The sequence below is a fragment of the Streptomyces sp. NPDC059009 genome (assembly GCF_042740175.1).
GTDB lineage: Bacteria > Actinomycetota > Actinomycetes > Streptomycetales > Streptomycetaceae > Streptomyces.
Map to the genome: position 1 here is coordinate 172,063 of NZ_JBHYJB010000017.1, position 7,848 is coordinate 179,910.

The window sequence follows — 7,848 nt, forward strand, 5'->3', positions numbered from 1 at the left end:
AGGCTGCATGAATGAGCATTCTGGATGACGCCCGCGCGGGCATGAACCCCGAGACCCGACCCCAGGACGACCTCTTCGGTCATGTGAACGGCCACTGGCTGGACACCGCCGCGATCCCCGAGGACCGCTCCAGCTGGGGCCCCTTCGTGGAGCTCGCCGACACCGCCGAGCAGCAGGTCAAGGAGATCATCCAGGAGCTGGCGGCGGACGCCTCGGGCCCGGACTCGGAGGACGCGCGCAAGATCGCCGCCCTGTACGCCTCCTTCATGGACGAGGAGCGCATCGCCGACCTCGGCCTCGCCCCGGTGGTGCCCCTCATCGAGGAGGTCGCCGGGCTGCGCGACCTGAAGGACCTGGCGGCCTTCCTCGGCCGGTTCGAGCGCGTCGGCGGCACCGGCCTCTTCGGCACGTACATCGACACCGACGACCGCGACTCCGACCGCTACCTCTTCAACATCCTCCAGGGCGGCCTCGGCCTGCCCGACGAGTCGTACTACCGGGACGAGAAGTTCGCCGAGATCCGCGAGGCGTACATCGGCTACCTCACCCAGCTCCTCACCCTCGCCGAGCACGCGGAGCCCGAGGCGGCCGCCCGCGCGGTCCTCGCCCTCGACACGAAGCTCGCGTCCGGGCACTGGGAGCGCGCCGAGACCCGCGACGTGCAGAAGACCTACAACCTCACCTCGCTCGACGAACTCACCGCCCTCGCCCCCGAGTTCGACTGGCACGGCTACGTCGAGGGCCTCGGCGGCACGGACGCGACGATCGCCGAGACCTGCGTCCGCCAGCCCTCCTACCTCGCCCACCTGTCGACGGTCCTCGCCGAGACCCCCGTCGAGCAGTGGCGGGACTGGACCCTCACCCGCGTCCTGCGGGCCTGCGCGCCCTACCTCACCGACGCGTTCGTGCAGAACAACTTCGAGTTCTACGGCCGCACCCTGAACGGCACGCCGGAGCTGCGCGCCCGCTGGAAGCGCGGGGTCCAGTTCGTCGAGGGCGCCATCGGTGAGGCCGTCGGCAAGGTGTACGTGGCCCGGCACTTCCCGCCGAGCTCCAAGGCGCTGATGGACGACCTGGTCGCCAACCTCCTCGAGGCGTACCGGCAGTCCATCGCCCGGCTCGACTGGATGACCGACGAGACGAAGGAGCGGGCGTACGAGAAGCTCGCCACCTTCCGCCCCAAGATCGGCTACCCGGACACCTTCCGGGACTACTCGGCCCTCCAGGCCGGCGCCGGCGACCTGCTCGGCAACGCCCAGGCCGCGGCCGCCTTCGAGTCCGACCGGCAGCTCGCCAAGATCGGCGCGCCGGTCGACCGCGACGAGTGGTTCATGCTGCCGCAGACCGTCAACGCCTACTACAACCCGGGCACCAACGAGATCTGCTTCCCCGCGGGCATCCTGCAAAAGCCGTTCTTCGCGCCCGACGCCGACGCGGCCGAGAACTACGGCGGCATCGGCGCCGTCATCGGCCACGAGATCGGCCACGGCTTCGACGACCAGGGCGCGCAGTACGACGGCGCGGGCAACCTCAACGACTGGTGGACCGCCGCCGACAAGACCGCCTTCGAGGCCAAGTCCAAGGCCCTCGTCAAGCAGTACGACGCGTTCTCGCCGCGCAACCTCCCCGGCGAGTTCGTCAACGGCTCCCTCACCGTCGGTGAGAACATCGGCGACCTCGGCGGCCTCACCATCGGCCACACCGCCTACCTGATCTCCCTCGACGGCGCCCCGCTGCCCGAGAGCGACGGACTCACCGGCTCCCAGCGGCTCTTCCTCAACTGGGCCTACGTGTGGCGCACCAAGCGCCGCAAGGAGCAGGAGCAGCAGTACCTGACCATCGACCCGCACTCGCCGCCGGAGTTCCGCGCCAACATCGTGCGCAACCTCGACGAGTTCCACGAGGCGTTCGGCACCGCCGAGGGCGACGGGCTGTGGCTCGACCCGACGGAGCGCGTCCGCATCTGGTGAACCCGTGAAGGCCAATGGCCCGGTGTGAAAGGTGAGTCGGCCCGCGCGGCACCACGGATACCGTGATCGCCGCGCGGGCCACCGCGTTTTCCGTAGGCGAGGGTCGGGGCACGGCGTGGACGCGCGAGGCTACGCCTTCCTCAGCCCGCTCACGAGCTCGAACGACCGTACCCGGTCGGCGACTTCGTACACCGGCGTGATCATCATCAGCTCGTCGGCGCCCGTCGCCTCCGCGATCCGGTGCAGCGCCGCCTCCACCGACTCCGGAGTGCCCTTGGCCTGTTGGGCCCCGTACGCGGCGAGTGCCGCCTCGTCCTCGGGGCTGAAGACGTGCTCGGCCGCCGCGGCCGGGCTGGGGAAGGGCAGTTCGCCCTGCCGCTTGAGCAGCCCTGCCTTCACCACCTCCATGGGCCGGGACAGCTCGACGGCCCGCTCCTCGGTGTCCGCGCACACGGTCTCGACACAGACGAGGACGCGGGGCTCCGCGCACCACCGGGACGGGCGGAACGCGTCGCGGTAACGCCCCACCACCTCAAGGGTGTTGTCGGGCCGGATGTGATGGGCCACCGCGACCGGCAGGCCGAGCTCACCGGCCAGCGTGGCGCCCGTGGCGCTCGACGCGAGCAGCCAGGGCTCGGGCAGCTCGCCGAAGCCGACCTCGACGAGGAAGTCCAGCGTGGCCGCGACGTCGCGGTGGTACTCCTCGTCCGTGGTGGGGTCGGCGCCCCGGCGCAGCGCCCGCGCGGTCTCCGCGTGGAAGGTGCCGGGCCCGCGCCCGATGCCGAGGTCGACGCGTCCCGGGTGGAGGGCGGCGAGCGTCGTGAACTGCTCGGCCACCATCAGCGGGGCGTGGTTGGGCGCGAGCACCCCGCCGGAGCCGACGCGCAGTCCGGTCGTGGCGGAGCCGATGTGCGCGCTCAGGACGGCGGGCGGGAAGGCTCCGATGGAGGGGGAGCGGTGGTGCTCGGCGAACCACAGGCGGTGCCAGCCGAGCCGGTCGAGCGCGAGGGCGGTCTCCTCGGCGTTGCGGAGGGCGGCGGAGGCCGTTGTCCTGGCCTCGACCATGGCGACTTCCAGGGCGGAGAGAGGCAGTTCGATCACCTGTCCACCATAAGCGGCCGTGACATTTGTACGGGCGAGACGGAGACATGTGGATCTGCCGGACCCGGGCCCGCGCCCCGACGATGAGGGGAGACGCGACAAGCCGAGGCGAACAGGCAAGAAGGCAAGCAGGCAAGCAGCGGAACCCGGAGGTGCGGGGCTCATGGAGACAGTGGTCACGGGGGACAGGACGGTGCCGGAGAGCGGCACGTACGACATCGACGCGGCCGCGTCGACGGTGCGGTTCCGGATGAGCTCGTTCCTCGGACTCGTCCCCGTGCGGGGCGACTTCGCCGTCGCGGGCGGCCGGATCACGGTCTCCGACTCGCTCCCGGCCTCGACGGTGGACGTCTCGCTCCGCGCGGACACCTTCGCATCGGGGATGGCGCGCCGCGACGCGCACGTGAAGTCCGCGGACTACCTCGACGCGGCGACGTACCCCGACATCACCTTCGCCGGCGGCGGCCCGACGGTCCCGCCGGCCGGACTCGCCACACTGCCGGGCGAGTTGACGGTGCGCGGCGTGACCCGCCCCGTCACGGTGACCGTCGACGCGGTGGACGTGACGGACGGACGCCTGACGGCCCGCGCCTCGGCCACCGTCGACCGCTACGCGTTCGGCGTGACCGCGGGGAAGGGCATGACCGGCCGCCGCCTGAAGATGCTGATCGAGGTACGGGCGGATCTGCGTCCGGCCGGGCAGACGTCGACGATGGGGTGAAGGATTCGGAGCACGCTCCTGTGTGCGCGAAGATGCCGGGATGGACTACGAGTACTGGACCGAGATCCACGCGCGCGGCGGCATTCCCGCCGTGAAGAGTGCCCTGGAGGAGCTGACCGAGGCGGACGGTGCCGATCCGCAGCGTGTGGACGCCGCCGTCGAGGCGGCCCTGCAGGTCATCGCGGACGACACCGCCCGCCTCCAGGCGCGGGCCGACCAGGCGGAGGAGCGCCTGCGGCAGCTGCGCGAGGAGGCGGCGGAGGTGGAGCGCCAGGTCGAGGCGGGCCCCGCGGCGGAGGGCTAACTGCTGGGCGCGGCCTCGTCGTTGGTCGTCACCCGGACGTAGTCGACGACGAGCTGTTGCGGGAAGCTCGTGCTGCCGTCCGGGTCGCCGGGCCAGTAGCCGCCCACGGCGAGGTTGAGGATCAGGAAGAACGGCTTGTTGAACACCCACTGCTTGCCGTTGACGTCGGCCGGGGTGCGGGTCTGGTAGACGTTCCCGTCCACCGACCACTTCACGGAGTCGGGGCCCCAGTCCACCGCGAAGGTGTGGAAGTCGTCCGCGAACTGCTGTCCGTTCGGGAGGGTGTAGGCGGCGCCGACGCCGCCCGAGCCGGAGTAGCCGGGGCCGTGCAGCGTGCCGTGCACGGTGCTCGGCTCGAAGCCGACGTTCTCCATGATGTCGACCTCGCCGCAGGCCGGCCAGCCCGCGCTGCCGATGTCGTCGCCGAGCATCCAGAAGGCGGGCCACATGCCCTGCCCGCGCGGCACCTTCATGCGCGCCTCGACATGGCCGTACGCGCGCGTGAACTTGCCCGCCGTGTTGAGGCGGGCCGAGGTGTACTCGCACCGCCCGTACCAGCACTGGTAGTTGCCGGGGTTCTCCTTGCGCGCCGTGATCACCAGGTTGCCCCGGCCGTCGAGGGCGGCGTTGTCGTTGCCGGGCGTGTAGTACTGCCGCTCGTGGTTGTTGACGTTGTCGCCGGTCTCGATCTGCCACTTGGAGCCGTCGACGGCGGCTCCGGCGGGTCCGTCGAAGGTGTCCGTGAAGGCGTCGGCGGTGAGGGCGGCGGCGGGGTCGGCAGCCGGGGCGGGGGCCGGAGCGGGGGCCGCGGTCGCGCCGCCGGGTATCGCGGTGAGGACGCCGGCGCAGGCGACGAGGGCGAGTGCGCAGCGGGCCGCGCGGGAAGCGGAGGGCATGGTCATCACGTCACTTCGTGTGGGGGGGGCGACGGTCGTGCGCATGACAATGTGGCGTCGAGACGTGAACGCTGAGAGCGCTCAACTCCCGCGCTTTCTTCAGTACTTGATTTAAGGGAGGGGGTGCGGCGCCGTCAAGGAGTTGGTGCGGACCAAGGAGGTCGCACGGCCATGTGGCGGGAGCGCGGCCTGCGGACAAACGGGACATGAGCGGCCGCCGGCGCGACAACGCCGCAGGTGAGTGCGCCTTACATGCACCAGGGTCGTCTCCTCCCCCAGGAGGAGACGACGCCTGCGGCTGTACATCAAACGCGGGCCCGTAGTCCAGCTTGGAGGCTGACTTTCTCGGCCAGAACAGTGGCGATTATGTAAGGGATTCTTGTTCGACCGCCCGCCAAGCACAGCCTGCGCCGGGCGGTCACGCCTGCCTGCCAATTCCCGACGGGGGTCCCTTTCGCCGTGGCTACGTTCCTCTACAAACTCGGCCGCCTCGCCTTCCGGCGACGCTGGTACGTCGCGCTGATATGGGTGGCTCTGCTCGTCGGGGTCGGCGCCGCCTCCTCGATGGCGCCCAAGCCGCCCGCCGACAGCTTCTCCATGCCCGGCACGGAGTCGCAGAAGGCGTTCGACCTGCTGGAGAAGAAGTTCCCCGCCGCCAGCGCCGACGGCGCCAGCGCGCGCGTCGTCATCCGCGCCCCCGAGGGCGAGAAGCTGACGGCCGCCGCCCAGAAGGCCGAGGTCGAGAAGCTGGTCGGCGCCCTCGGCAAGGGCCCGCAGGTCGCCTCGGTCGCGGACCCCTACAAGGCGGGCGCGGTCTCCAAGGACGGCTCCACGGCGTACGCGGCGGTGACCTACAAGGTCCCCGGCATGGAGCTGACCGACAAGGCGCACGACGCGCAGACCAAGGCCATCGACGACACCCGCAAGGCGGGCTTCACAGTCGAGGCCGGCGGTGACGCCGTCGAGGCCGAGCAGGAGATGGGCGGCAGCGCCGAACTCATCGGCATCGCCGTCTCCGCGGTCGTCCTCCTCATCACCTTCGGCTCCCTGGTCGCCGCGGGCATGCCGCTGCTGACCGCGATCATCGGCGTCGGCATCGGCGTCTCCGGCATCGCCGCCCTCGGCAGCGCCCTGGAGCTCTCCAGCACCACCTCCACCCTCGCGACGATGATCGGCCTCGCCGTCGGCATCGACTACGCCCTCTTCATCGTCTCCCGCTACCGCGCGGAGATCGCCGAGGGCCGCGAACCGGAGGACGCGGCGGGCCGGGCCACCGGAACCGCTGGCTCTGCGGTGGTCTTCGCCGGTCTCACCGTGATCGTGGCCCTCTCCGGCCTCGCCATCGTCAACATCCCGATCCTCACCAAGATGGGCCTGGCCGCCGCCGGCACGGTCGCCGTCGCCGTCCTCATCGCGCTCACCATGATCCCCGCGCTGCTCGGCTTCGCGCGCCGCGTGGTGCTGCGCCGCAAGGACCGCAAGAAGTCCCCGGCCGATTTCGCCGCCGCCGCGACGCACGGCAAGCCGAAGCTCGGCACCCGCTGGGCCCGCTTCGTGCTGCGCCGCCCGCTGCCCGTCCTGCTGCTCGCCGTCGTCGGCCTCGGCGCCGTCGCCGTGCCCGCCACCAGCCTGGAGCTCGGCCTGCCCGACGAGGGCACCTCGGCGCCGGACAGCACGCAGCGCAAGGCGTACGACATGCTGTCCGAGTCGTTCGGCAAGGGCTTCAACGGACCGCTCACCATCACCGTGGACGGCAAGGACGCCGCCGGTGCGGCCGACACGGTCGGCAAGGAGCTCAAGAAGGTCGACGGCGTCGTCGCCGTCGCCCCGCCGCAGGCCAACAAGGCGGGCGACACCGCCATCTTCAGCGTCACCCCGAGCACGGGCCCGAGCGACCACAAGACCGAGGAACTGGTCAAGGAGATCCGCTCGACCGTCGGCGGCCTGGAGGCGAAGACCGACGCGGAGATCCTGGTCACCGGCCAGACGGCCATGACCATCGACTTCTCGCAGACCCTCAACGACGCGCTCATCCCGTATCTGCTGCTCGTCGTGGGCCTGGCCTTCCTGCTCCTGATGCTGGTGTTCCGCTCGGTCCTGGTGCCGCTCAAGGCGGCGCTCGGCTTCCTGCTCTCGGTGGCCGCCGCGCTCGGCGCCGTCGTCGCGGTCTTCCAGTGGGGCTGGCTCGCCGACGTGTTCGGCGTGGAGCAGCCCGGCCCGATCATGAGCATGATGCCGATCTTCATGATCGGTGTGGTCTTCGGCCTGGCCATGGACTACGAGGTGTTCCTCGTGACGCGGATGCGCGAGGCGTACGTCCACGGGGCGCGCCCCGGCGAGGCCGTCGTCACCGGCTTCACGCACGGCGGCCGGGTCGTGGCCGCCGCCGCGATCATCATGACCAGCGTCTTCTCCGGCTTCATCATGGAGAACAACGACATGGTCAAGATGATGGGCTTCGGCCTCGCGATCGCCGTCCTCTTCGACGCCTTCGTGGTCCGCATGGCCATCGTCCCGGCGGTCCTCGCACTGCTCGGCAAGGGCGCCTGGTGGCTGCCGCGCTGGCTCGACAAGGTCCTGCCGAACGTGGACGTCGAGGGCGAGAAGCTGCACCAGCAGCTCGGCGACAACGCGGGGACCGGCAACGGGCCCGGCGAGGTGCCGGACGCCGACGGGGAGCGCGAGCTGCAGCCCGTCCGCTGACCTCGTACACCTCGTACACCTCGTACTGAAGAACGGAAAGAACGTCGGCCCGGTGACCTCAAGAGGTAACCGGGCCGTCGCCGTTGTGGCCCGTTCATACGCGGTGCTTGTCGCAATCGGTCAGCCCCAGGATGTCGTAAGCGACCAAGGGGC

At 70.8% G+C, this 7,848-nt stretch carries 6 protein-coding genes; 4 read left to right on the top strand and 2 right to left on the bottom strand.

The features are described from left to right. The first annotated feature begins 11 nt into the window (after nt 1–11). The gene (locus ACFWYM_RS19215) at nt 12–1,970 is read left to right on the top strand and encodes a M13 family metallopeptidase (protein WP_384838023.1); all 1,959 of its coding nucleotides are present in this window, start codon (nt 12–14) and stop codon (nt 1,968–1,970) included. Nucleotides 1,971–2,099: 129 nt separating this feature from the next. Here the strand turns inward: ACFWYM_RS19215 and ACFWYM_RS19220 are convergent, their stop codons facing one another. Further along, nucleotides 2,100–3,071, bottom strand: a complete 972-nt coding sequence (locus tag ACFWYM_RS19220) for an MsnO8 family LLM class oxidoreductase (RefSeq protein WP_384838026.1) — start codon at nt 3,069–3,071, stop codon at nt 2,100–2,102. A 163-nt stretch (nt 3,072–3,234) separates the two neighbouring features. On the opposite strand from ACFWYM_RS19220, the gene ACFWYM_RS19225 reads away from it, so the two are divergent. Next, a complete protein-coding gene (locus ACFWYM_RS19225; protein ID WP_384838029.1) occupies nt 3,235–3,792 on the top strand; it encodes a YceI family protein in 558 nt (185 codons plus the stop codon). 40 nt (nt 3,793–3,832) lie between these two features. After that, the gene (locus ACFWYM_RS19230) at nt 3,833–4,096 is read left to right on the top strand and encodes a hypothetical protein (RefSeq protein WP_384838033.1); all 264 of its coding nucleotides are present in this window, start codon (nt 3,833–3,835) and stop codon (nt 4,094–4,096) included. Here the strand turns inward: ACFWYM_RS19230 and ACFWYM_RS19235 are convergent. Further along, on the bottom strand, nt 4,093–4,992 hold the full coding sequence (locus ACFWYM_RS19235) for a family 16 glycosylhydrolase (RefSeq protein WP_384838036.1): 900 nt from the start codon (nt 4,990–4,992) through the stop codon (nt 4,093–4,095). The two genes, ACFWYM_RS19230 and ACFWYM_RS19235, sit on opposite strands and share 4 nt — an antisense overlap. A gap of 459 nt (nt 4,993–5,451) precedes the next feature. Here ACFWYM_RS19235 and ACFWYM_RS19240 point away from each other — a divergent pair, with 459 nt between their 5' ends. Further along, nucleotides 5,452–7,695 (top strand): MMPL family transporter, encoded by a 2,244-nt coding sequence (locus ACFWYM_RS19240; protein WP_384838038.1) that lies wholly within the window; start codon nt 5,452–5,454, stop codon nt 7,693–7,695. Nucleotides 7,696–7,848: the final 153 nt, after the last annotated feature.

Excerpts from the sequence above, each read along its gene's own strand:
- ACFWYM_RS19215 (WP_384838023.1), top strand. The coding sequence starts at position 12 with ATGAGCATTCTGGATGACGCCCGCGCGGGCATGAACCCCGAGACCCGA.
- ACFWYM_RS19225 (WP_384838029.1), top strand. The coding sequence starts at position 3,235 with ATGGAGACAGTGGTCACGGGGGACAGGACGGTGCCGGAGAGCGGCACG.
- ACFWYM_RS19230 (WP_384838033.1), top strand. The coding sequence starts at position 3,833 with ATGGACTACGAGTACTGGACCGAGATCCACGCGCGCGGCGGCATTCCC.
- ACFWYM_RS19235 (WP_384838036.1), bottom strand. The coding sequence starts at position 4,992 with ATGCCCTCCGCTTCCCGCGCGGCCCGCTGCGCACTCGCCCTCGTCGCC.